The following is a 25,002-nucleotide window of genomic DNA, read 5'->3' as shown; positions in this document are numbered from 1 at the left end:
TATCAATCGTTATGATGATATCGCAGAGAAAATCTAAAATAGCTATTTTTTAATTTAAATGACCATGACAAAAAATTCACAGAGTAGAAATTCTTTTTTTACATCAAAAAAGACCTGGAGCCGCTATGATGGAAAACTTCACTGGGCTCAATGTGCCTTTTCTAAAGAACATTATTACCCTGATCTTTTTAAAGATTTCAATATTGTTCGCCCTGTGACGATAGAGAAATCAACAATCAAGCGTCAGGCGGAATTTTTTGCTGGTCGATACGCAGCCAAGCTGGCGCTCGAAAATCATCAATATGCATTAAATACACCATTATCTATACCTACAGGCAAACACCGTGAACCCATTTGGCCTGCTGGTTACATCGGTTCTATTTCTCATTGTTCAGGAATCGCTTTATGCACTGTTGCTTTGAGAAATGAAATTCACTATTTGGGTATAGATATAGAGCACTATATTCCAGAACAGCTTGCTGTAAAAATTGCGCATCAGATCCACACAGAACATGAACAATCTTTGCTAAGAAAAGTGGGTTTATCCTGCAGCCAGTCAACCACATTATTGTATTCAGCAAAGGAAAGTTTTTTTAAAGCAATTTTCCCTCAGGTTGGCGAATACTTTGGCTTTGAATGCATATCTCTCATTGCCGTAAATATGTCTGAGAGTAAATTATTCTTCGAAGTTAAAGATTACTTTCACCGAAGATACTTATTGGAGCCTCTTTATGAGTGCCAGTTTCAACTTTGTTCTTTATATGTAACAACCTTAATCACAAAACAAAAAGTTTAATACGCGTTGCCTTATTTTAGGTGATGTAGTCTGTCGCAAATCGACCGGAAAGTGAAATGTTTTTTTGGAAATTAACTGGGGATAGCAATGGGCAATAAAAGTCGCTCTATTTTTATTTTTATTATTGTCGCATTAATCAGTTCTATTGTTGGTGGTTACTATTACTATCAATCTAAAAAGGATGTAACGCTGACATTGTATGGTAACGTTGATGTCCGAACGGTTAATTTGAGTTTTCGCGTTTCCGGCCAACTCAAGTCCTTAGAAGTTGATGAAGGCGCACGTATTGTTGCAGGTGATAAACTCGGCCAATTAGATGACGAGCCCTATATTAATGCATTAAATCAGGCGAAAGGTATACGAGATAGCGTCCTGGCCCAATTAATGCTTAAAGAGAGTGGCTACCTGCCCCAGGAAATAGCGCAGATCAATGCTGAAGTTGATCAAAAACAATCCGCTTTGCAATATGCAGATACGTTTTACAAACGCCAACAAAGATTAGCGTCTCTTCACGTGATCTCTGCAAACGATCTCGATAGTGCAAAAAGCAATCGAAACCAGGCTCTTTCTGCACTGAATGCGGCTAAAAATAAACTTAAGCAATATACAAATGGCTTTCGACAGGAAGAGATAACTGCTGCAAAAGGGGAATGGTTGCAAGCAGAAGCAGCAGTTGCTCAGGCCGAGTTAGATTTGAAAGATACTATTCTGATAGCACCTTCTGATGGTACCGTTTTGACGCGCACTATCGAGCCGGGGACCAACATCAATGCAGGTAGTAACGTCTTTAGCGTTACCCTCACCGATCCGGTTTGGGTACGTGCTTATGTAAGTGAATCTTATCTCGGTAATGCGATCCCCGGTACGAAAGTGGCTATCTATACCGATAGCCGCCCCAATTCCCCCTACCATGGCACTATTGGCTTTGTTTCCCCAACGGCCGAATTCACGCCTAAAAACGTACAAACACCTGATTTAAGGACTGATTTAGTTTATCGACTACGTATTATTGTTGATGACGCAGATGATGCATTGCGCCAAGGAATGCCCGTTACCATTTATTTTACTGATAAACAGTAGTGAGAAATTGTTATGGATGATGATAATCGCATTCGGCTTGTAGGTGTCGAAAAAAGTTTCAACGATTTAGACTACCCTGCGGTTGAAAGCCTCACTATAGACCTTCATGGTGGGGCTGTAACCGGATTAGTCGGCCCTGATGGTGCGGGAAAAACGACATTAATGCGCATGCTCGCTGGCCTACTTAAACCTGATACCGGGTATATCAGTATAATGGGTTTAGACCCCATTAAAGCGAGTATTGCAGTACGAGCCAATCTTGGTTATATGCCACAAAAATTTGGTTTGTATGAAGATTTGACTGTTCAAGAGAATTTGGACTTATACGCTGACTTACGCAGTGTTGTGGGGGAAGAACGTGAAAAAATCTATCAGCAGCTGCTCGCTTTCACCCATCTTGCCCCTTTCACGCAACGTCTTGCAGGCAAGCTTTCCGGTGGAATGAAACAAAAGCTCGGTTTAGCTTGTACGTTACTGGGTAAACCCAAAGTTTTATTACTGGATGAACCTGGAGTTGGGGTCGATCCTATCGCCAGAAAAGAGCTCTGGCAGATGGTTCATACCCTTGCAGATGAGGGGATGTTAATCCTGTGGAGCACTTCATATCTTGACGAAGCTCAACAATGTAAAAACGTGCTGCTTTTGAATAAAGGTAAGCTGCTCTATTCAGGAAAGCCCGAAACATTAACCCAAAAAATGGTTGGTCGTTCGTATCTGATTGACGTTCCGGCAACACAAAAACGCACGGTGTTACAAAATGCTTTAATGCTTCCAGAAACAACAGATGGCGTTATTCAAGGTCGCTATATTCGACTAATTTTAAAGCCCGACGCTTCTCACGAGAAGCTGTTAAATGCACTTAATATGCAAGGAAACACACTGATTGCCGCACAGCCCCGGTTTGAAGATGCATTTATTGATCTGTTAGGCGGCGGGCCTGCTCATCGTTCAGAATTGGCGGCTATTGTGCCAAACATACCTGCAAACCCTCAGGAAACCGTCATTGAAGCACGTCATCTTACTAAAAGATTTGGTGATTTCGCAGCCACAGACAACGTCAACTTTCAGGTAAAACGCGGAGAGATTTTTGGGCTGCTGGGTCCCAATGGTGCAGGAAAATCAACAACATTTAAAATGATGTGCGCCCTGATCAAACCCACCGAAGGGCAAGCTTTGGTCCTTGGTATGGATTTAAATAGCAGCTCAAATAAGGTGAGACAACACCTTGGTTATATGGCGCAAAAATTTTCCCTTTATGGAAACTTAAAAGTTGGACAAAACCTGAAGTTTTTCTCTGGCGTTTATGGAGTGCCCCGTAAGCGGCAGTTCAGTAAAATTCAGGAAATGATTGATACTTTCAGTTTTAAACCCATCATGAATCAAATCACAGACTCTCTTCCTTTAGGTTATAAACAACGCCTCGCCCTTGCCTGTGCCCTGATGCATGAACCCGATATTTTATTTTTGGATGAGCCAACATCTGGCGTAGATCCCTTAACTCGCCGTGAATTTTGGTTGCATATTAATGGTATGGTGGATAAAGGCGTGACAGTTATGGTCACCACCCATTTTATGGAAGAGGCAGAATATTGCGACCGTATCGGACTTGTTTACCACGGTAAAATTATTGCCGCCGGTACACCTGACGAGTTAAAGGAACAAGTTGCTACTTGCGAGCATCCATCGCCATCAATGGAAGATGTCTTTATCGAACTCATTATGAATTACGACAGACAACAGGAGGCACAATGACCCCTTCTGTCTCTCATTTTTCATGGCGTCGGCTAAAAGCCTTGTGTTGTAAAGAAAGTAAACAAATTATTCGGGACCCGAGTTGCGCGCTAATTGCGGTGCTGATTCCATTGATGTTGCTCTTTATTTTTGGTTACGGCATTAATCTGGATGCTCACGAATTACGCCTTGGCATTTTAATAGAAGAACAGAGTCAGCCGGCACGCGAACTGGTAAATATCTTTGCAGGCTCCCCGTTTATCGATACCGTTATTAGCGACAATCGAAAAGCGTTAATTGATAGAATGCAGTCCGGCGACATTCGGGGAATTATTGTGATCCCTGTAAATTTTGCCACTGAAATTCTACAGGCAGAAGGACATGCTGCCATACAGATTATTACTGATGGTAGTGAGCCTAATACCGCAAACTTTGTCCAGGCCTATGCCAGCGGTGTTTGGAAGATATGGCAACAACAGCAAGGTGAGAACCTCGCCAATGCGGTATCACCATTGATAGAATTGAATATACGTTACTGGTTTAATGAAGCGGCTATTAGCCAGAACTTTATTATTCCAGGAGCCATTAGCATTATTATTACGGTTGTCGGTGCAATTTTAACGTCATTAGTTGTTGCTCGAGAATGGGAACGCGGCACAATGGAAGCCCTGCTTGCAACCCAAATCACTCGAACTGAGTTATTACTTTCTAAATTATTGCCTTACCAGATCCTCGGTTCTTTTGTGATGGTATTATGCATGGTGGTAACGACCGTTGTGTTCAATATACCCTACAGAGGATCGTTGTTAATATTATTTGTCATCACAAGCCTTTATCTCACAACAGTGCTTGGAATGGGATTATTAATTTCGACCATCACTCGCAACCAGTTTAATGCAGCGATGATAGCACTCAATGCAGCTTTCTTACCTGCGATTATGTTATCCGGATTTATTTTTGAAATTGCCAGCATGCCTGCCGTTATTCAGTGGGTAACGTATTTTATCCCTGCTCGTTATTTTGTCAGTAGTTTGCAATCGCTGTTTCTTGCTGGTGATATTTTTTGGGTACTGCTAACGGATATCTTATTATTGATTGCCTCTGCAATCTTATTTATTGGGCTGACGGCGCTGAAAACCCGCCGCCACCTTGATTGAGGTGCACTATGTTTTATCGTTTATACACCTTGATTGTTAAAGAGCTACAATCATTATTACAGGATCCGCAAACTCGTATAATTATGATTTTGCCTGTGATTTTCCAAATGATTTTATTCCCACTTGCCGCTACATTGGAAGTGACAAATACTACCATCGCTATTTTCGACCAAGATGGCGGTAAGCACTCTGTTGAACTCACTCAACGGCTAGCCAAAGCCAGTGCATTTTCGCATGTGTTACTTGTTAAAAGTGATCAAGAAGTCCGCGAAATACTCGATAACCGTAATGCATTATTAGCCGTGCGTTTTGGTCAAAAGTTTAGTGCTGATATCGACTCACTCTCTTCTGCAGATATGCTACTACTACTTGATGGACGTAACTCAAATAGCGCCCAAATTGCAGCTAATTATGTTGAGCTAATTGTACTGCAGTACCAACAGGAATTAACGCAACACCAAATCAAACCCAATAACAGTGAATTGATTGTCCGTCACTGGTACAACCCGAATTTAGAGTATAAGTGGTTTATTGTACCTTCTTTAGTGGCACTCATTACGACTATTGGCGTATTGATTGTGACTTCACTTTCCATTGCCCGAGAACGGGAACAAGGAACACTTGATCAACTGCTTGTTTCACCGTTAACAACATGGCAGATTTTTATCGGTAAAGCTGTACCTGCGTTAATTATAGCAACAGCCCAAGCGAGCCTGGTATTAGCTATCGGGATCTTTTGTTATCAGATTCCCTTTGCGGGCTCCTTACTACTCTTCTATGCCACCATGCTGTTTTATGGCCTGTCACTGGTCGGATTTGGTCTGTTAATTTCCGCATTTTGCGCGACGCAGCAACAAGCCTTCATTGGGGTATTTGTGTTTTTGATGCCCGCTGTGCTGCTGTCAGGCTATATATCCCCCGTGGAAAATATGCCTGTTTGGCTACAAAACATCACCTGGATTAACCCAATTCTCCACTTCACTGAGATTACAAAGGAAATCTATCTTAAGGATGCTGGTTTTGCTGTTGTATTTCAGAGCTTATGGCCATTGGTGATCATTACCATTATCACCAGTTCCGCGGCATATCACCTTTTTAAAAAGAAGAGCATGTGAGGGAAGGTTTCCCTCATATCCTACCCATTACTACAATACCTTGTGTTGCTTATAGGCGCCCAGTTCAGCCCGTCGATGAGCACAGATAAACTCTGTGATTCGGCGGGCTGGACGCAGGCAACACTCAAGCAACTTGATGTATGACGGGTATATACGATTTCAGTGTTATCACATTGCCCTTATGGCGGCAGCGTTTAACTGGCAGGATTCAGGGAATTAATTTACGTTAAAAACCCATCTGTCTTTACCTGTAACAAGAGCCACACAGAACAGGACGCTACCCCGCCATTTCCAGTTCAAGAAATTCAGCAAGTTGTTGAGGATCTTCACTCTTCATCAGCTGCTGACGGAAATCGGCATGCATCAGCTTGCGAGCCAGTCTGGAGAAAATTTTCATATGTTCACCTTTTTCTCTCTCGCTTACAGTTAGCATGATAACCAGCGAGACGGTGACTTCATCATTCCAAGCCAGAGGCTCTGCCAGACGCATCACTGAAACTGAGCTACTGGAGACGGCGGCTGATTTACAATGCGGGAGTGCAACGGCAAATCCCAAAGCCGTAGAAAAAAACTCTTCACGCTGCCAGATAGCCTTTTCGGCTTCCGGGCCGGAAAAGGTTCGCTGTTCGACTTCCAGATTATCAGTCAGTACTTTAATTACCTCAGCCTTACTGTTTATCGGACTATCCAACAGAATCAGTGCCGGATCAAAAACAGGTTTTGTGATACCAGACGACAAATGCTGCAACTGCTCCAGTACCACACCATCCGCACTATCACACAGCAGTGCCTGCTCAAGCCTCTGCTCACTTTCTTCAATAGTTAACTGGCTCAAACGCATTTTTACCGACGCTATCCGGCTGGCAGACAGGCTAATTTGCCGCAGTCCAGCCCCCAGCAGCAGTGCTAATGCAGCCGGATCGCCGCCCATCTCGCCGCACAGACTGATATCAATTCCGGCTTGCTGTGCCTGTATCGTCATATTTTGTAGCAGATGCAAAAATGAAGGATCGAAGTAGTTATAAAGATGGCGTACCTGGACATTTCCCCGATCGCAGGCAAGAAAATATTGCGCAAGGTCATTACTACCGATAGAAATAAAATCAATATATGGCTTGGCCTTGCTTAAAAAATACAGCACTGATGGCACCTCAGCCATGATACCGAGTGACCAGGTTCCGGTAGCAATACCTTCATTGTTGAGCTGCTGCTGGGTGATATTCAATTGCGTCCGCAACCATTTCACCTCCTCAAGCGTGGTTACCATCGGCGCCATTATATGCAACGGGCCTGTCGCACTGGCGCGTAATAACGCGCGTATCTGGGAACGAAAAATCGTCATAAATGCCGGATACAAACGGATACCTCGCCAGCCAAGGAAAGGATTGTCCTCCTGCGGTACGACAAGATAGTCGCAAGGTTTATCTCCCCCAATATCCAGAGTACGGATCACGACTTTACGCCCTTTTGCCTGCGCCAGTACTTGCTGATAAGCCTGATACTGCTCTTCTTCATCTGGTGGTGAAGTTCGCTCACAAAATAGTAGTTCAGTACGAAACAGTCCGATCCCTTCCGCACCAGCTGCAAATACCGTTTCCGCTTCGGCGGCAAGGGCAATATTGGCGAGCACCGTAATCGGCTGGTTATCCTGAGTGCGCCCAGGCTGTTGTGTTAATGGTTGTGAACGTGCATCAAGACGCCGGGACTTAGCTTCTTCCAGCTGATACCAGCTTTCTGCCTGAGCGTCGGGAGATAACACAGCCACGCCATAGCGCGTGTCCAGCAGGAGCGCCTCGCCACTCCGAATGCGTCCGATATCGGTACTCTCTACGCTTAACAGGGGAATACCAAATGAACGCGCTAAAATAACCGTATGTGAAGTCTCTCCGCCGGCCCCCATAATGACACCTTTGAGGCAGGAACCACGCAGTGCCAGAAACTGGCCAGGGGTAAGAGGTACCGCACTTACCACCACACTGTCATGCCGTAACTGCGTTTGTGGCAGCAGAGGTTGCGTTGTGAGATGAGCGGCAAGACGTAAACCCAGGTCTTGTAAATCCAGTACGCGTTGCTGCAAGTAAGCGTTGCGGCTCTCCCTCAGGGGCTGGCTCAACTCATCCAGTGCCAGTGCCAGAGATTCCAGGGTATTGCGCGCCGGGCGATCGGTCAGTAATGTCTCCTCCATTAAACGGTCGGCCAACAGTTTGCTATGGGCCTGTAGCACTAAAGCAGCGTCACCTTTTGCCAGCCGACACTCTTCATTCAGTTGGTGACGCACCTTCTGCAAAGCCGCTTGCATTTGTTGATAGCGAACAGCAGAAACTGTGACCTCTTCCTGCTGAGCAAGATGTAACAGATCCAGCGTTCCCATATGCACGGCAATACCTTGTGCCATCCCCAGACTGACGCCATTGCCGCGTAGGATCTGTGCTGTCGTCTGTGCCAGGTAGACGGGTAGCGGGCTGGATACTTGAGGAGTGATGCTGGCTGCAGGTTCATCACATCTGGCAAACTCTTCATGAATAAACTGGGATAATGCCTGATGCGCGATCGCTTCATCTTCCCCTTCAAGCCATAATTCGCAGGCATCCTGATACAAGATATCGGTGCCAATCATCGCCAGTACACTACGGGCATCAGCCTTACGATTATTCCGCAGGTTGACAATCTGTACTGATGAAGAAAAGTCGTTGATACGCTGTTCCAGTGCACTGGCAGGTCTGGCATGTAAACCATTCTCCAGGGGGCAGGTAAAAGAAATTTTCAACATGATATTATCCTCTGACTGGCGGGGCTACGAGCCACGAAACGGGCGTACAAGCCGCAACGCCAGGTTGAGATTCAGCCACCGGACTTTCTGCCAGGGTCACTTCACAGATGGTAGCATCGGTTTCCGGGACGCTACGGCGTTGTGTTTGTGAACCGGGATTCCAGCCACGTAAGATAAGGGCATCCTCCCTCTGCGCTTTCTTTAGCGTGCTAAAGTGTAGCGGCGTATCCCAGCGTAACAGGCTATAGTTCGAGGGAAACTGGCGTTGATGGGGGTTGGTTTTAAAACGTGCCCAGCCAGACTCCAGCCAGCCAGAGACAGGGTTACGCCATTGCTCAACCCAGTGCCAGAACTCTGTGTTTTCACCAGCATGTAACGGAATCAGTGCCAGATGAGCCTGAAATATACCAGGAATTTGTGATTCGGGAGAAGGCAACGCCATGCCTGATGCCCGTCCTGGTCGCCATGGCATTCCGGCACGCCCCAGCCAGCCGACACTACGTAATAGCGTAATCGCGATTATTGACGGACGTTCTGCCGGAATTTCATATTCCCGTAGTCCGTCGGTAATCACCCCCATCCCCTGCTTTCCATCATGCATCATCACCAGGTTTTGCATCGGCCAGAGCGAGGCTGGGGATTCATTCCACTGTTCCTGCTGCCAGATATCCAGAGTCGCAGGACGATTATCGCGCTGGATCAGTCCAAACGGCTGGTCAGCGAAGTGAATATCACTCAGTACTTCTGTGGGGATCTCAAGCTGTAGTCGGTGATCTTCCAAGGTGTTATTAACCGTAATCCTTATATCCAACAGTGGGCTCTGGTGTGTCATTGTAATGACCATGCAAACATCAAGCTCGGCGTTACAGTGACGATGATTTCTATCCGCCATAGTGCGCGGTGCGGGAATTGACCAGTCCAGTGTTAAGGTCCCGGCCAGCTCCCCCTGCTGCCAGTCAGCGCAGCGTAATATACCACTCACCCGCCAGTCATCTTCCGGAGGAGAGTAGTTGTAGGTATCACCCGCATCACCGCCATCCACCAGCTGAATTAAATTATTCCAGAGCTTGCCGCTACGTTTATCGAGCAGCACTATCTGCCCTGCTTCCAGGCTCAGTCTTAACCACTGATTTTCCAGTACCGGATGCTCCTCAGCGGTTACAGTAAAACCTGGCGTTCTATTTTCTTGTAAATATAACGTGGTATAGCCGCTCGCAGGCAGGGCCGAGACTTCCAGCAGAATGTCACATTTACGATAGAAAACCGGTTCGCTGCTATTAGAAAGCTCCTGTACTATCACGGACATATCCTGGGTCGTTTCCTGTAGAATTTGCCAGCGGCACGGCAGCCCCTGCTCATCAACGATACGGAATGTTTCACCAGGCAGGTAAAGTGTGATCGCAACCAGTCCGTCACGTGTTGCAGGAAGTGCATTAAAAATAATGATTTTTTTGCCATCCTGCCGGGCATGAATACCACTCGCCAACATCTGCATATTCAGCTCATACAGTTGATCTGCTTTTTCTTGTCCTGCCAGCAGACGCGCCTTAACGATCCCGTTGACGCGGTCAGAATTACAGCCGCCAATACTGTCGTGAGCGTGTGATTTCATTGCTTCACGCCAGATGCTCTCGACCACAGACTGAGGATAAGGTAAGCCCAGCATCCAGTTCACACTCAGTAAGGGTTCCAGCTGACGGCTGACAAAGTTTTCCAGCCTGGCATTCGCCTGTTTGATATCCATACGCGTGGAGAAAATTCCGCGATGCACACGCATATATTTCGGGCTTAATAATTCACCTTCAAACGTTTCCAGCGGCGTATCAGCCAACGAGGCGAAATAACACAGGAAATCGCTACGTTCAAAGCGATACTCCGTTTGTCGGATATTCAGCGCATCCAGCATGTCTGGTACACCATATTCAAAAGGTGACTGGTCATTACCATTCGGGAGTAGCAGTTGTGAACTACGGCTAAAGGCAGCCTGCTTTTTCAGTAACCTGGTCAGCTTTGGCCAGGCCCGATCTGCATCAGTGGGTAGCCATTTAGCAAAGCCGTATCCTTGAGGTAAGACGCTGGTGGTGACTGTGCTGCCATCCTGACTACGCCAGCGGAATTCGCTATATGGCGTGTCATACTCGCTCCAGCCTCGCCAGATAACAGCATTATCAATCGAAAACTGCTTGAGGAACATCGGTAGCTGGGCGCTCTGACCAAATGAGTCAGGCACATAGCCCACAGCCATACGGGCTCCAAACTCATCACAATCGGCCTGCCCCAGCAATAAATTACGGGTAATCGATTCCGCCCCCACGACCAGAAAATCAGTCTGCGTATACCAGGGGCCTATTTGCAGTCGCCCGTTAGCCACCAATGTCTGAATTCGTTCCCGGTTTTCGGGTGCAAACTGAAAATAATCTTCCAGTACCACTGTCTGACCATCAAGTATAAATGGACCTAATGACTCATCCGTTTCGAGACGATTAAGTAGATCTGCCATGAAATAATAAAGTAAGACCTGTGAGTCATTTTCTGTGAAATACCATTCCCTGTCCCAGTGGGTATGTTGAATTAAATGAACCGTTTTCATTCTCTTTATTCCTGTTTTTATACGTACGTATCCGGCACAGATATTTATCTGCGCTCAATACAGGGAAAATAATTAAAACGTATCAATGATACATTTAACGACTGGCTTTAAACTTAGGTGTTTTTACTTCTTTTTTAAGTTCCTGACTTTCTGATTCACCACGGAAAATAAGCAACGATCCAAAAGTAATAATGGCAGAACCACAGGCAATTGACAGTACATAAACAGGCCATTTTTCTACTGCCAGCCAGCCATAAAATCCGGATATAGGTGCATGGTTAATCGACCCCAGCCCTACCGCCATAGCCGCCCCTACCGCAGAGCCAATAACGTTAATAATAATCAGCCTTGGATTTGATAACGCAAAGGGAATCGCCCCTTCTGAAACCCCGATTAATCCCATCAACGTTGACGCTTTACCCGCTTCGCGCAGAGAAAGAGGAAAGCGTGAAGACCAGATCAATGTCGCAACACCGATACCAATCGGAGGAATAATAATCGCGACCTGAGCCGCAGTATTGGGATCAAAAATGCCTGAGGCGAGTAGCGCCATGGCCGTTGTCACAGCCGCTTTATTGACAGGTCCTCCCAGATCAAAGCCCACCATACCGCCAATAACTGCTGCCAGTAAAATCCGGTTGGTGCCAGACATCGACATCAACCAGCTTTCCATACTGTGATTGAGTGCAGCCAGAGGACTGCCGATGAAAAAGGCCATCACAACACACGTCAGCAGTGTCCCACCAACGGGCAGAATAAAAATTGGCCCTGCTGATGCCAGTGATTTAGGCAGTTTAATATAACGATTCAGAGCACGAACAATATATCCAGCGACAAACCCCGCAGCCAGCGCTCCCAGAAAACCCGTTCCGAGGTTTCCTGCCAGCAGACCACCGATCATGCCTGGTGCCAGGCCTGGCTTATTCGCCAGAGCAAAACTGATATAGCCTGCAACAACCGGAAGCATCAGGGACAACGCAAGGCCACCAAAACCATCAAATTTATGCAGCAGCCGGATAACTGTATCGGCTTGCTCATAGCTGGCATCCCAAATATTATCAATACCATAGAAGGATGCACCAATGCGGGCTATCCCCATAAGTACCGCACCAGCAATAATAAACGGTAGCATCCAGGATACGCCGGTCATAATGGCATTTTTAATCTCAACGCCTGTCGACTGCTGGTTATCCGCCTGAAATTTAGCCATGGGACATCTCCTTCTCTACAGCTTCAAATACGGCATCACCAAACTTGATAGGATCCGAGACGCTGCATTCAAGTTTAATCATGCCGTCAAAGCGTTCTTTACCGCTAATGGCAACATCGGCAGCAATAATTACCGCATCCGCACGCATCAGGTCATCTGCGGTAATTTCATTTTCAGCCCCCATACTGCCCTGGGTTTCGACTTTCACCTCATGGCCTCGCTGTTTTCCTGTCACTTCCAGAGATTCAGCAGCCATATAGGTATGAGCAACGCCAGTTGGACAAGCGGCAACACAAACAATGTACATAATGCATCCTCTTAAATTGAGACCAATCGAGTAGGAGGCAGGATCACTCCTGCCGTCCTCTCACACCACCGTACGTACGGTTCCGTATACGGCGGTTCATGTTAACGCTGGAACTGCCGGTGCTGTTCGAGCAGGGACAGTAAGCCCGCACTCCTCAATAACGATACTTTTATCGCCTGATTCATATGGCGGGCTCCCGAGTTCCACCAGGCTCCTCTTTGGTTGCTCGCTGAACGCCACGCCCTTTCTTCCGTTAAGCCCGCTCGCATTAACTTTCTTGCTCGCGTTCCTGTGCGCTTCCATTGCCTCCAGAGAAGGCAGCGTAACTTCCTGTTTATCCAGCTATCCAGCTCTTCCAGTACTCCTTTTACTTCGGTGTAACGGAAGTAACTTACCCAACCTCTGAGGACCGGCCTGAGTTTATTGATGACTGCTTTTACTGACGCCGAGCTGTGCCCTGTGGTCAGGCTGCGGAGTTTATCCTTCAGCCTTGCCACACTCGTGTCTGCCACTTTCAGGCGAACAGATTTATGCCTTGTGACGCTGTACCCTAAGAACTTGCGATCCCATGGCCTTGCCACCGCACTCTTCTTTTCGTTTATCGTCAGTTTCAGCGTATCCGCCAGATACTCACTGATACCCCTGAGAAGATGTTCACCCGCTTTTCGGCTGCTGACATAGATATTGCAGTCGTCTGCATACCGACAGAAGCTGTGTCCACGTCGCTCCAGCTCTTTGTCCAGATCATCTAACAAGATATTCGACAACAACGGCGATAACGGCCCGCCTTGCGGCATACCTCTCACTCGTTTGACTCTCTCTTTATTACTGTCGACACTGTCGGCCTCAAGGTAGCGACGTATTAGTTTCAATAGCCGTGTATCCTTGATGCACCGGGCTATCCGCGACATTAATATGTCGTGATCCACTCTGTCGAAGAACTTTTCCAGATCCATGTCAACTACCCAGCGTTTACCGCTGTTCATGTAGACCTGTGCCTGACGCACGGCCTGCCATGCGTTGCGCCCCGGACGGAAGCCATAACTGGAGTTTGAGAAGGTCGGGTCGACGACAGCGCTCAGTTTCTGCGCTATCGCTTGTTGGATGAGTCTGTCTGCCACCGTCGGGATACCCAATGTTCTCACGCCGCCATCTGGCTTTGGGATATCCATTTTGCGTATCGCACGGGGCAGATAATGTCCTGACATCAATGCACTCTTGATGCTTGCCCAGTGTTCTTTCAGCCAGGGCTTCAACGCCGACACGCTGAGGTTATCCACCCCTGCGGCACCTTTGTTTTCCACCACCCGCTGATAGGCCAGCATCATATTGGCTCTTTCTGTCACCGTTTCGATTGTCAACGGCACTTCCGCTTTCGTTCGCCCACTGACCACCGTGCCAATTTCAGCACCACTAAGCTGCTCTCGCGAATACTGTTCGCTACCCTGGCTGGCGGTGGCAATCACTTGCCCTTGTGCATCATTAATCGACATCGAGTATCCGTGTCCTAATTACGGTTAACATGTTCAGCCCTTCATACTGGTGGTGAGCCGGTACTACTACGGCATCGGCTGACTTCTGACATTCCATCCCGATACCTCTCGATATCGGTAGCACAGTGGCAGAATGGCAGATCTCCCGAGGTAATTCGCGTGACCTTCCTGCATATGTCTGTCGGTTTTACGTCACAGCGTTCCGTGTAAGTATTGGGCGTTGACGATATTAGCCGCCTTACCCCGCTGTGCCGCCTGAACCGCTTCCTGTTCGTCAGACCCGCATTTTGCTTTCAGCTTCCTTCAGATTTCACCTCACGATGAACACCCTTGCCGTTCAGCTAACACTTCCCCTTACCGGGTGTGTAGAGGACTTTCACCTCCAAGTCATCAGTTAACCACCACAGTCAACTGACAGCGCCCGTCAAGGCGCTACGCGCCATGCTCGGCGCACTAAAAAAAAAAGCACAATGGCGAAAACGCGCATTGTGCTTTGTGCAGACAAAACTAATTTTTTAGCCCATCCTTCACTGTCCGAACCGCCCGCATGACGGCAGACTAACAGCTGATACAGGTTAGAATTACGAAAACTAAATACCAGTTCCTCACGTTTACGACTGTTAAGTCCAGGTTCTTGAACCTGTGAACCGGCGTGCGACTGATGATGAAAAGGTTGCTGAATACTGGCACATAATGTCTGGCCCGCACAGTCCCATAACTGCGACCACTCTTTAGCCATTTGTATATCCATACATTCAGCTTCAACAGCATCACTTTCAGCCAGGCTATTAACCGCATTAAACCAGCATAAATTATCAAGCATAGTTTTCATTTTGCGGTCTAAAGACAGCAAAACAAAAAGCATATGTTTGATAATTATGTTTTCAGGCATAACGAAGTCAACTCCACAACCAATAATACTCAGCAAGATAAAATAAAAAGCGCAGTATAACTGTGATTAATTGCACAAACATTTAACATGATAAAAAATGAATTTTATAAAAATTAGAAATAATCCTGTTTCGTTATATTAATCATCATATTTTTTGATTTATTTAAAAAAGGACGCATGATAAAAATCGACTAAATACAATAGCCGTCAATCTGAATGCCACAGGGAAGATAATTTTTTCTAATCGGTTAAGTCGCTAATTAAACCGCGCGGTAAGGAGAGAAAATCAGAAGACTGGGTGTGTATGATACCGAAGACAAAAAGCAAAAAACCCACGCTTTCTCAAGCGTGGGTCTCGAATGTGGCGGAACGGACGGGACTCGAACCCGCGACCCCCTGCGTGACAGGCAGGTATTCTAACCGACTGAACTACCGCTCCGCATTGTCCCCTTGCGGGAACGAGGCGAATATTACGATGTACCTCTTAAAGCGTCAATCATTTTTCTTCTAAAAAAGCGCGTTTGCGCTAAAAACAATCTAAGTGCTGTTTTTTAACGCATTTTCAGATAATTAACTGCGCCACAGGCAGCTGCCGCCTTTCTTCTGAACTAAATCAAGGCGTGATTCATGGGCCTGACATTCTTCTGAACTGGCTTGAATAACCCGTAATCCACCCGCACCACGAACAATGCGCTGAATACCGTCATTCCCGGTTTGCTGCTGACTTTCTCCTTCCATAGCAAAGGTCAGTGATGTCTGTCCCCCCGTCATCATCAAATAGACATCAGACAGGATCTGGGCATCGAGTAATGCGCCATGCAGCGTACGCTTACTGTTATCTATTTCATAGCGGGAGCAAAGTGCATCGAGACTGTTACGTTTGCCCGGAAACATTTTCCGCGCCAAACTTAAACTGTCGGTAACTTTACAGAAGGTCTCTGTTTTCGCTATGCCCCTACCCAGCATCTTAAATTCATAGTCCATAAAGCCGATATCAAACGAGGCGTTATGGATGACCAGTTCTGCACCACGAATGTAATCAAGGAAGGCATCCGAAATATCGGCAAAGGTCGGTTTATCCAGCAAAAACTCATCAGCAATACCGTGAACACCAAAGGCTTCCGGGTCAACCAGGCGATCGGGCTTCAGATAAACATGGAAGTTATTCCCTGTCAGGCGGCGATTGATGACTTCAACGGCACCGATTTCAATAATGCGATGTCCTTCATAGTGGGCACCAATCTGATTCATACCCGTGGTTTCGGTATCGAGGACAATCTGTCGTGTAATAGCTGTGCTCATGGCGCTCATTTGTGTCAGACTTGGTTTTTTTAATCACAGGAAGTCTACCAGAAATGCGAAAGAAGGTAGAAATATTCACCGATGGATCCTGTCTTGGTAATCCAGGACCGGGGGGTTATGGTGCAATCTTACGCTATAAACAGCATGAAAAGATCTACAGTGCGGGCTTTTATTTAACCACTAATAATCGCATGGAGATGATGGCCGCCATCACTGCACTTGAAGGTCTGATTGAACCTTGTGTTGTCGTTCTCAGTACCGATAGTCAGTATGTCCGCCAGGGTATTACTCAATGGATCCATAACTGGAAAAAACGGGGCTGGAAAACGGCCGATAAAAAGCCCGTCAAGAACGTTGATTTATGGAAACGACTTGATGCCGCTCTGAGCCACCATGAAATTGAGTGGCTCTGGGTCAAAGGGCATGCCGGGCATCCTGAAAATGAACGCTGCGACGAGCTGGCACGTAATGCAGCCTCTAAACCTGATCGTGAGGATGTGGGTTATCAGCCTGACGTTTCGGCACCTTGATATTTTCCCTGTATTGTTTGGTCGCCCCAACAGCAGAGCGGATCTGTTTGTTTTTTTGGCGACTTTTAAGTGGGTTGAGTGTCAGAGGAAGCGTACGTTTGCGGGCAATAATCACCTGCATTGTTCCCAGTGCGGGAAAATGGGTACTTAACATTTTCCCGCCTTGTTTATGCCAGGGCAATACCTGAAAACCACGACGATACATCACCTCAAAATTCATCAATGATAACCAGTCAAGCAGCCTCATTGAGGTAAACATACGGCTATTAAAAGGAGCACGTTTACGCAAAACAGGGATCAGTTTACCGACACCAACCACGCTTATCGGGTTATAGCTGCTTATGATCAACCAGCCATCATCAATCAAGACGCGATCTGCTTCACGCAATAAGCGATGAGGGTCTGAACACCAATTTAAAGTATGGGCCAGCAAACAAGCATCAACTGATTTTTCAGCAAACGGCAAATAGAGTGGATTGGCTTGTACTTGCAGATTATCGCCCTGTTGCGCCATATTAACCTGATGTGAGATAGCGCAGTCTTCTGTATTGATTTCTGCGCTCAGGTTACCGATTTTCAACAGATGAAAACCAAAGATTTTGCCAAGCCAAGGGTGTAGTTCTTGTTCCAGCGCCAGTTTTGACTGTCGCCCCCAGGGAAGGGTTTCCCACTGAGTGGGGGCGGTGAGATGGCCTGTGATTCTTGCTGGTTTCATCCATACCTTACTATCTAGTGGTTAAAGAGAGAACGATTCATGAAGCTTACCAGTATTTCCGCCTTCCAGGATAACTACATCTGGGTACTCTCTGATACAGAGGGAAAATGTGTAATTGTTGATCCCGGTGAAGCGGCTCCCGTTCTGAGAGCTATTGCCCAACATCAATGGCAACCTGTTGCCATACTGCTTACCCATCATCATGCAGACCATGTGGGAGGTGTCCGACAGCTGAAAGAAAACTATCCCGAGATTGCGATTTATGGCCCAGCGGAGATTAGCATTCCCGGTCTGACAAAGGTCGTTCAAGAAGGTGATTGTCTACGGTTACTTAATCATGACTTCAGTGTAATAGCTACCCCAGGCCATACGTTGGGTCATATAAGCTATTTCTCTTACCCCTGGTTATTCTGTGGCGATACCCTCTTTTCAGCTGGCTGCGGACGCCTTTTCGAAGGTACCCCCGATCAAATGTATCAGTCTTTTCAACGAATTAATCAGCTTCCTTCAGAAACGTTAATCTGCTGTGCACATGAGTATACGGAATCAAATGTTGCCTTTGCGTTAAGCTTGTTACCAGAGGATGAATACATAAATAGATTTTATAGAGAAGTTAAGGCGTTACGTGCGGAAAAGCAGCCTACTTTGCCCTCAACATTGGCAAAAGAGCGTCAAGTGAATGTTTTCTTACGAACAGAAGATCCTGATTTACAAAGAAAAGCAAAAAAAGATATCTTGTTTCAACAACCTAACAAGATCTTTGCTTGGTTAAGGGCGAAAAAAGATGCCTTCTGAATATTTTGGTTGTGTTGCTGAGCAGACGACGGTATCATCGCTCGTCTTTTAAGCAACCTTAGACACATATATGAAGGCACGAGCGATATTATTCGCCTCTGTCTTGCTGGTTGGGTGCCAGGGCGCTAATAAAAATGATGCCCGCGCTCCTCAGCATGCTCAGAGTCTGTCTACTGGAAGTCTGAGTGAAGCAGGTAAACCTACGGGTCGAGAGACCTACTCGCGTTGGTTAGATGATGGAAGCTTTCTTGCGCAAGATGACAACCTGTGGAGCTCGATTAGCAACCAGCTAGAGATGGAAATACCGGATAACATCCGGGTACGCGAACAGAAACAGAAGTACCTGAGTAACAAGAGCTATCTCCACGATGTATCATTACGGGCTGAGCCGTACATGTACTGGATTGCTGGACAAGTTAAGCAACGCAACTTGCCAATGGAACTGGTACTATTACCCATAGTGGAGAGCGCTTTTGATCCCCATGCGACGTCTAGTGCAAATGCCGCTGGTATTTGGCAGTTTATTCCAAGCACGGGTCGCAACTACGGACTGAAACAAACGCAGGCTTACGACGGACGTCGCGATATAGTCGCGTCAACGACTGCTGCGCTGGATATGATGCAACGCCTGAACAAGATGTTTGATGGTGACTGGCTGTTAACCGTTGCGGCATTTAATAGCGGCGAAGGTCGCGTAATGAATGCAATCAAAAAGAATAAAGCCCAGGGCAAACCAACAGATTTCTGGTCGCTTTCTTTGCCACAAGAAACCAAGCTTTATATCCCTAAAATGCTGGCACTGAGCGATATTTTCCAGAACAGTAAACGATATGGTATTCGTTTACCTTCGACAGATGAAAATCGGGCTCTGGCACGCGTTGAAGTGAACGATCCGGTTAAGCTTGCACAGATTGCAGAAGTGACGGGCATGTCGTTGAAGAAACTCAAGACCTTTAATGCGGGGGTTAAAAATGCCACCGTAGGTCAGAGTAATCAGCAATATGTTATGGTGCCCAAGCGGCATGCACAGCAGTTACGCACCTCTCTTGCCGCTGGTGATATTCCTATAGCACAGGTAGCCAAAGAGACTGAGAGCAGCAACCATGCAAGTCCTGCCGCAAGTAAGCTGTATAAGGTTCGTTCTGGCGATACCTTATCAACGATTGCCTCACGTCACGGTGTAAGCAGTAAATCGCTGCAAGCATGGAACAACCTGCCTAATTCTCGACTAAAAGTGGGTCAGACGCTGAAGCTTGAAAGCGGTAATCGTCGTGTGGCGGCAAACAGCAGTACGCGTCTTGCAGCTAACAATAGCATCACTTATAAAGTGCGTAAGGGTGATTCATTGTCGAGTATTGCCAAACGCCATGGTTTGAACACCAAAGATTTGCTGCGCTGGAACAATGGTAAAGATCTGATTAAACCAGGCGATCAGCTAACGCTGTTTGTTAAAAGCAATCGAAAACCTGCCAGTTAAAGCAGAAGAAAGGCACCTTTTAGGGTGCCTTTTTTATTCAGACTTTACTTGCCTCCAGCATAATAGTATCGCTGGTAAATGAGCCATCACGCTGCAAGTCGTAGTAACGCTTCACTTCATCTGACGCACTTTTCTGATAGGCGCGAATCGCATCCGCCAACACAATCGGCGTACGCATTCTGGCTATCCAGCTCGTAAATTCAAGATTCAGCTTGTCACAGTTAACATGGCGAATCATCAGCCCCGCGTCATTAAACAGTCGCAACCATTCACCACTGGCATAGTTACGTACGTGTGAGGTATCGCGCAGGGCTTCTATGGTTTGTAACCAGATATCCAGCACGGGATATCCCGGAGATAACACATCCATAAAAATAACAGTACCACCGGGCTTCAGAACGCGTTTAACTTCACGCAACGCCTGACCCACATCATGCCAGTGATGTGCAGAGTAGCGACTGATAACCACATCAAAGGTTTCTTCATCAAAAGGAAGGGCTTCTGCATAACCAAGAGAAGTCGTCAGGTTAGTAATACCCCGCGTTTGTGCAGTCTCTGCAACAAGAGCCAACATCTGGCTGGACAAGTCGTATGCGACAACATTTTTGACTTTTGCCGCAGCAATAAAACTGGCATGCCCTGCTCCGCATCCCATATCCAGGACAGCGGCATTCTGAAAATCACCGAGGCGTGCACTGAGACGTTCCAGATCGCGGCCTGAAGCATGCACTGAGCTACTAAGATAAGCGTTAGCCTGGGAGCTAAATTGTTGGTTAACTTTGTCGTGATGAGACTGAATTGCCATAGTCATATCCTTGCAATAAAGAAAAGAGAAGCTGACCGCGGCAGACGTTTACTCAGGCGTGCCAGGGTAAAACTCAACCAAGAGTGGGTTATGATCTGATGCCTTAGTGATCAACACAGAAGCCTCGGCCACTTTCAGACCACGATAGAACACGAAATCGAGTGGTTTACCAAAAGCACGGCTACGATGGTCATCAATAAAACGGACTTGCCGCAAGGTCATTTCACGGGCAAATCGATAAAGCGCATTCATGCGCTGACGGCTCCAGGCATTAAAATCTCCCGCCATAATCACCGGACCGGTATGGTGCGCAATTTGCTCACCAATAGGAGCCAGTTGTTTACTATAGACATCCACCCCAAGGCTAAAGTTAATTGCATGAATGTTGATAACCATTAACAGCCGTCCGTCAAATAATGGATAGACGGTGACCAGCGCTGACTTCGCAAGACGCAAAATAGGCTCACGTTCGCGCAGAGGATAACAGAATACCGGGTGTGTGGCAGAAAGCGTCATTACACCGGAGGGATGCTGTGGCAACACAAATGCGGGAACTTGATCGGCACCAAGATAGTTTTGTGTGGCAAATCCTACCAGTTCAGGTGTAGTTTGTGCTTCCTGCAATAAGACCAATTGCGCATCTTTGCTGAAGGTTTTGAGTACTGATAACCAGTCTGTGCGCTGTTGCTTAAAAATATTCCACACGAGTATGCGTAGTTTATCGGCTCCCGGCAAAGGCAAGCCGGCAGGCAATGCATTGCTGAGAGCAGAGAATGAACCTGATGCAAGAATCCGCTTTGCTGGCTGACCCGCAGTGTAGCGCATGGAATACATTTTTTTATGCACGTTTAGCTGATGACCCCTTTCACTAAAGATATTCAAAAAATTCAGAACTGTTTTAGTTATAGGGATTCTAGCCTAAATTTTCAATGAACTGATAACAGCATTGCCCGGTAAGGCATAAATCATGTCTCTAACACGAGCGCTTATCGAGTTTGCCACTCAAGATAATCAGAATAACGGCAAGAGCAACAATCATCGCACCAATCCATGGCGTCTGAGTCAGACCAAGATGTTGTACCGTCTGCCCTCCAATCACTGAGCCAACAGCGATACCAATATTAAATGCAGCAATATTCAGACCTGAAGCGACATCCACTGCATTAGGCGTATAGATTTCTGCTTTTTGCATTACATAAACCTGCAGTCCCGGGACATTACCAAAAGCAAAGATTCCCATCACCAGTACCGTAAGTAATGCAGGAACAGAAGAATGAACGGTGACCTGCAAAAGTAATAACAGCAAAGCTAATGCAGCGAAAATAAATGTGAGAGCTGGAACGGCCCCCTTCTTATCGGCCAGTTTTCCCCCCCAAATATTACCAATAGCCACCGCAACACCATACCCTAACAGGATCCAACTGACTGATGAAGCAGAGAAACCCGCTAAGTCCTGCATCATCGGAGCAAGGAAAGTAAAGGCGGTAAAGACGCCACCATAACCTAAAGCTGTAATCAGATAAATTAGCAGTAACCGCGGATGAGTAAGAACCTGTAATTGCTCTCTGATGCCTGATATAGCACGGCCTGGTATATTTTTAGGGATCAGGATAATACTGCTTATCAGAGCGATCACGCTGATAGCAGAAACTACCAGGAAGGTTTCTCTCCAGCCAAACTGTTGCCCGATAAAGGTGCCTAAAGGAACACCTGTGACTAGTGCAACCGTCAGTCCACCAAACATAATCGCAATAGCGGAAGCCGCTTTTTCTTTCGAAACCAGACTTGCTGCAATCGTCGAACCGATAGAAAAAAAGACACCGTGCGCCAGTCCGGTAAGTAAACGAGCAATAATCAATGTCTGGTAGTTTGGAGATAACCAAGCCAGTAAATTGCCGAAAGTAAACAGTACCATCAGACCAATAAGTAATTGTTTACGTGCCAGTTTTCCCGTTAAAGCCGTGAGTACCGGTGCGCCAATCGCCACACCAAGGGCATAGATAGAAACCAGTAATCCGGCAGAAGGTACCGAAATAGATAACTGCTCAGCAATAGTGGGTATCAGTCCCACCAAAACAAACTCGGTGGTTCCAATAGCGAATGCACTGATCGTCAGTGCCAGTAGAGCCAGAGGCATAGATTACTCCATAACAAGCGTCATTTGATGACAGGCAGTATGGCTTGATGGTTAAATAACAAAAATAGACAAAATATCAATAGAATTTTGCTTATGGAGCAATAATGAAGGCAACAACAGAAGAGTTAATTGTTTTTGTAGCCGTAGTGGAAAGCGGCAGTTTTAGTCGGGCAGCCGAACAGTTAAATCAGGCAAATTCAGCGATTAGCCGGGCTGTAAAGCGACTGGAAATGAAATTGGGTGTTAGCTTGCTAAACCGTACAACACGTCAGTTAAGTCTGACTGAGGAAGGAAATCGCTATTTTCGCAATGTGCAGCAAATTTTGCAGGCAATGGCGGCGGCAGAAAATGAACTCACAGAAAGTAAAAAAACCCCCCGTGGTTTACTGCGGGTTGATGCCGCAACCCCGGTACTACTACACCTGCTGATGCCTCTGGTGAAACCTTTCAGAGAGCGTTATCCCGATATCATTCTGTCTTTGGTATCATCGGAGAATTTCATCAATTTAATTGAAAGAAAAGTCGATGTTGCGATCCGGGCTGGCCATTTAACAGATTCCAGTTTACGTGCCCGCCCGCTACGCATCAGTTATCGTAAGTTGATAGCCACTCCAGGCTATCTCGCTGAATATGGTACGCCCACTGCCATTACAGATCTGGATAACCATACCTGCCTTGGCTTTACCGAGCCATCCTCACTGAATCAATGGCCTGTTGCATTACCAGACGGGCAGCTAGTTGAGATCAAGCCGGGCATTTCATCCAACAGCGGGGAAACGTTAAAGCAACTTTGCCTGCAGGGGAACGGCATTGCCTGTTTATCAGATTTTATGATCGATAAGGAGATTGAGAGCGGAGAACTCATTGAGTTATTTACCGAACAACGCCTGCCGGTAGAGATGCCATTAAGTGCTGTCTATTATAGCGATCGTGCGGTCAGCACACGTATCAGAGCGTTTGTTGACTTTGTCAGTGAACAGCTACAATCTCCAGGTATGTAATCAGTAAAAAAAGGAACTCAGGCTCCTTTTTTTACATCATCTACTCAGTTGATCAATTGTCCCAGTTGGGAGCCAGACCTTTTGGAGAAACTAAACGATCATTTTTTTCAAGAGCTGCAATTGCCCGCATATCTTCTGTATCCAGTTTTAGATCCAGCGCTTGCAGGTTACTTTCCAGATTGGCGCGTTGAGTTGATGAAGGGATCACGGAATAGCCAAGTGCCATTGCCCAGGCAAGAACCACCTGTGCAGGAGTAGCATTATGTTTCCTCGCAATATTGTTGATAGTTTCATCTCCCAACGCTTTACCATAAGCCAGTGTCATATATGACGTGATATGAATATTATGCTGTCTGGCCCACTCAACTACAGTGCTGTTTTGCAGATATGGGGAAAGCTCTATCTGGTTGGTTGCAATATTTTCAGCTCCTACTGCATCAATCGCCTGCTGCATCAGTGCTACCGTAAAGTTAGAAATACCAATCTGGCGCGTTAAGCCTGCTTCTTTTGCTGCCAGAAGAGCCTGCATAAACTCCGCCACCGGCACAGTATTCTGTGGTGATGGCCAGTGAATCAAAGTTAAATCGACATAATCTGTTTTTAACTTTTCAAGACTTGCTTGCAAGGAAGGTAGCAACTTATCTTTACTGAGATTTTCAGTCCAGATTTTGGTGGTAATAAATAGCTCGGAACGTTTGATATTACTTTCTGCCAGTGCCTGGCCGATAGCGGCTTCATTATCGTAAATTTGCGCGGTATCAATAGCACGATAGCCCAGCTCCAGCGCTGTTTTTACTGATGCGATAACCACGTCATCTTGCAGGCGAAATGTACCAAGGCCGAATACAGGAAGAGTCATTTTTACCTCATTAAAGAAAGTTTTCTGTACGAGGCGGATTATGACGAAAAGAGTTCTATACAAAAAGATCGAACAATGCAGGATACTTTTGCTCTAAAAGCAATAATATGATTTGCAGTGAGGAAATAAAAAAGCCCTGAGTCTATGACTCAGGGCTTAAATAGGTGGCGGAACGGACGGGACTCGAACCCGCGACCCCCTGCGTGACAGGCAGGTATTCTAACCGACTGAACTACCGCT

At 46.5% G+C, this 25,002-nt stretch carries 21 protein-coding genes and 1 tRNA gene; 9 read left to right on the top strand and 13 right to left on the bottom strand.

Features of this window, described 5'->3' with window-relative positions; translation table 11 throughout:
- Positions 1-64: 64 nt before the first annotated feature.
- The 5 genes from Q1A40_RS18940 (at position 65) to Q1A40_RS18920 (ending at position 5,879) form a co-directional block, all read left to right on the top strand.
- Positions 65-796 carry a 4'-phosphopantetheinyl transferase gene (locus Q1A40_RS18940; protein WP_300003782.1) on the top strand — a complete coding sequence of 244 codons (732 nt, stop codon included), beginning with the start codon at positions 65-67 and terminating at the stop codon, positions 794-796.
- A gap of 87 nt (positions 797-883) precedes the next feature.
- On the top strand, positions 884-1,876 hold the full coding sequence (gene hlyD, locus Q1A40_RS18935) for a secretion protein HlyD (protein WP_300003780.1): 993 nt from the start codon (positions 884-886) through the stop codon (positions 1,874-1,876).
- Positions 1,877-1,888: 12 nt separating this feature from the next.
- Positions 1,889-3,628 (top strand): ATP-binding cassette domain-containing protein, encoded by a 1,740-nt coding sequence (locus Q1A40_RS18930; RefSeq protein WP_300003777.1) that lies wholly within the window; start codon positions 1,889-1,891, stop codon positions 3,626-3,628.
- Positions 3,625-4,764 (top strand): ABC transporter permease, encoded by a 1,140-nt coding sequence (locus Q1A40_RS18925; RefSeq protein WP_300003774.1) that lies wholly within the window; start codon positions 3,625-3,627, stop codon positions 4,762-4,764. Before Q1A40_RS18930 ends, Q1A40_RS18925 begins: the two co-directional genes overlap by 4 nt.
- Before the next feature lie 8 nt (positions 4,765-4,772).
- A complete protein-coding gene (locus Q1A40_RS18920; RefSeq protein ID WP_300003772.1) occupies positions 4,773-5,879 on the top strand; it encodes an ABC transporter permease in 1,107 nt (368 codons plus the stop codon).
- 277 nt (positions 5,880-6,156) lie between these two features.
- Here Q1A40_RS18920 and ptsP read toward each other — a convergent pair whose 3' ends face one another.
- From ptsP to dnaQ, 8 genes are all read right to left on the bottom strand, one after another.
- The gene (gene ptsP, locus Q1A40_RS18915) at positions 6,157-8,649 is read right to left on the bottom strand and encodes a phosphoenolpyruvate--protein phosphotransferase (protein WP_300003769.1); all 2,493 of its coding nucleotides are present in this window, start codon (positions 8,647-8,649) and stop codon (positions 6,157-6,159) included.
- A gap of 4 nt (positions 8,650-8,653) precedes the next feature.
- The gene (locus Q1A40_RS18910; RefSeq protein ID WP_300003766.1) at positions 8,654-11,239 is read right to left on the bottom strand and encodes a glycoside hydrolase family 38 C-terminal domain-containing protein; all 2,586 of its coding nucleotides are present in this window, start codon (positions 11,237-11,239) and stop codon (positions 8,654-8,656) included.
- A 94-nt stretch (positions 11,240-11,333) separates the two neighbouring features.
- Complete coding sequence (locus Q1A40_RS18905) at positions 11,334-12,449, bottom strand: PTS fructose transporter subunit IIC (RefSeq protein ID WP_300003763.1); 1,116 nt, start codon at positions 12,447-12,449, stop codon at positions 11,334-11,336.
- Positions 12,442-12,756 (bottom strand): PTS fructose transporter subunit IIB, encoded by a 315-nt coding sequence (locus Q1A40_RS18900; RefSeq protein ID WP_300003760.1) that lies wholly within the window; start codon positions 12,754-12,756, stop codon positions 12,442-12,444. Before Q1A40_RS18900 ends, Q1A40_RS18905 begins: the two co-directional genes overlap by 8 nt.
- Positions 12,757-12,857: 101 nt before the next feature.
- Positions 12,858-14,249 (bottom strand): group II intron reverse transcriptase/maturase, encoded by a 1,392-nt coding sequence (gene ltrA / locus Q1A40_RS18895; protein ID WP_300003757.1) that lies wholly within the window; start codon positions 14,247-14,249, stop codon positions 12,858-12,860.
- A gap of 424 nt (positions 14,250-14,673) precedes the next feature.
- A complete protein-coding gene (locus Q1A40_RS18890) occupies positions 14,674-15,072 on the bottom strand; it encodes a hypothetical protein (protein ID WP_300003754.1) in 399 nt (132 codons plus the stop codon).
- A gap of 431 nt (positions 15,073-15,503) precedes the next feature.
- Positions 15,504-15,580 (bottom strand) — tRNA-Asp (locus Q1A40_RS18885).
- Between the two features lie 131 nt (positions 15,581-15,711).
- The gene (gene dnaQ / locus Q1A40_RS18880) at positions 15,712-16,443 is read right to left on the bottom strand and encodes a DNA polymerase III subunit epsilon (RefSeq protein ID WP_300003751.1); all 732 of its coding nucleotides are present in this window, start codon (positions 16,441-16,443) and stop codon (positions 15,712-15,714) included.
- A gap of 53 nt (positions 16,444-16,496) precedes the next feature.
- On the opposite strand from dnaQ, the gene rnhA reads away from it, so the two are divergent.
- On the top strand, positions 16,497-16,973 hold the full coding sequence (gene rnhA / locus Q1A40_RS18875) for a ribonuclease HI (RefSeq protein ID WP_300003748.1): 477 nt from the start codon (positions 16,497-16,499) through the stop codon (positions 16,971-16,973).
- Here rnhA and Q1A40_RS18870 read toward each other — a convergent pair.
- The gene (locus tag Q1A40_RS18870) at positions 16,921-17,688 is read right to left on the bottom strand and encodes a class I SAM-dependent methyltransferase (RefSeq protein ID WP_300003745.1); all 768 of its coding nucleotides are present in this window, start codon (positions 17,686-17,688) and stop codon (positions 16,921-16,923) included. The two genes, rnhA and Q1A40_RS18870, sit on opposite strands and share 53 nt — an antisense overlap.
- 39 nt (positions 17,689-17,727) lie before the next feature.
- On the opposite strand from Q1A40_RS18870, the gene gloB reads away from it, so the two are divergent.
- Together gloB and mltD are read left to right on the top strand one after the other, a co-directional pair.
- The gene (gloB, locus tag Q1A40_RS18865) at positions 17,728-18,483 is read left to right on the top strand and encodes a hydroxyacylglutathione hydrolase (RefSeq protein WP_300003743.1); all 756 of its coding nucleotides are present in this window, start codon (positions 17,728-17,730) and stop codon (positions 18,481-18,483) included.
- A 70-nt stretch (positions 18,484-18,553) separates the two neighbouring features.
- A complete protein-coding gene (gene mltD / locus Q1A40_RS18860) occupies positions 18,554-19,960 on the top strand; it encodes a murein transglycosylase D (protein ID WP_300003741.1) in 1,407 nt (468 codons plus the stop codon).
- Between the two features lie 37 nt (positions 19,961-19,997).
- Here the strand turns inward: mltD and Q1A40_RS18855 are convergent, their stop codons facing one another.
- The 3 genes from Q1A40_RS18855 to Q1A40_RS18845 all read right to left on the bottom strand — a co-directional run bounded on the left by Q1A40_RS18855 (position 19,998) and on the right by Q1A40_RS18845 (position 22,902).
- Positions 19,998-20,765, bottom strand: a complete 768-nt coding sequence (locus Q1A40_RS18855; protein ID WP_300003738.1) for a class I SAM-dependent methyltransferase — start codon at positions 20,763-20,765, stop codon at positions 19,998-20,000.
- A gap of 48 nt (positions 20,766-20,813) precedes the next feature.
- Complete coding sequence (locus Q1A40_RS18850) at positions 20,814-21,611, bottom strand: endonuclease/exonuclease/phosphatase family protein (RefSeq protein ID WP_300003735.1); 798 nt, start codon at positions 21,609-21,611, stop codon at positions 20,814-20,816.
- 127 nt (positions 21,612-21,738) lie between these two features.
- The gene (locus tag Q1A40_RS18845) at positions 21,739-22,902 is read right to left on the bottom strand and encodes an MFS transporter (protein ID WP_300003732.1); all 1,164 of its coding nucleotides are present in this window, start codon (positions 22,900-22,902) and stop codon (positions 21,739-21,741) included.
- A 104-nt stretch (positions 22,903-23,006) separates the two neighbouring features.
- Here Q1A40_RS18845 and yafC point away from each other — a divergent pair, with 104 nt between their 5' ends.
- Positions 23,007-23,903: a DNA-binding transcriptional regulator YafC gene (gene yafC / locus Q1A40_RS18840; RefSeq protein WP_300003729.1), complete on the top strand. Its 897-nt coding sequence runs from the start codon at positions 23,007-23,009 to the stop codon at positions 23,901-23,903.
- Positions 23,904-23,955: 52 nt separating this feature from the next.
- Here yafC and dkgB read toward each other — a convergent pair whose 3' ends face one another.
- Positions 23,956-24,762: a 2,5-didehydrogluconate reductase DkgB gene (gene dkgB / locus Q1A40_RS18835; RefSeq protein WP_300003726.1), complete on the bottom strand. Its 807-nt coding sequence runs from the start codon at positions 24,760-24,762 to the stop codon at positions 23,956-23,958.
- Positions 24,763-25,002 lie beyond the last annotated feature (240 nt).

This window comes from uncultured Cedecea sp., assembly GCF_947498825.1.
Classification (GTDB): domain Bacteria; phylum Pseudomonadota; class Gammaproteobacteria; order Enterobacterales; family Enterobacteriaceae; genus JGM124.
The sequence above is the reverse complement of the archived record's forward strand: the minus strand, read 5'-3'. Positions and strand labels throughout refer to the sequence as shown.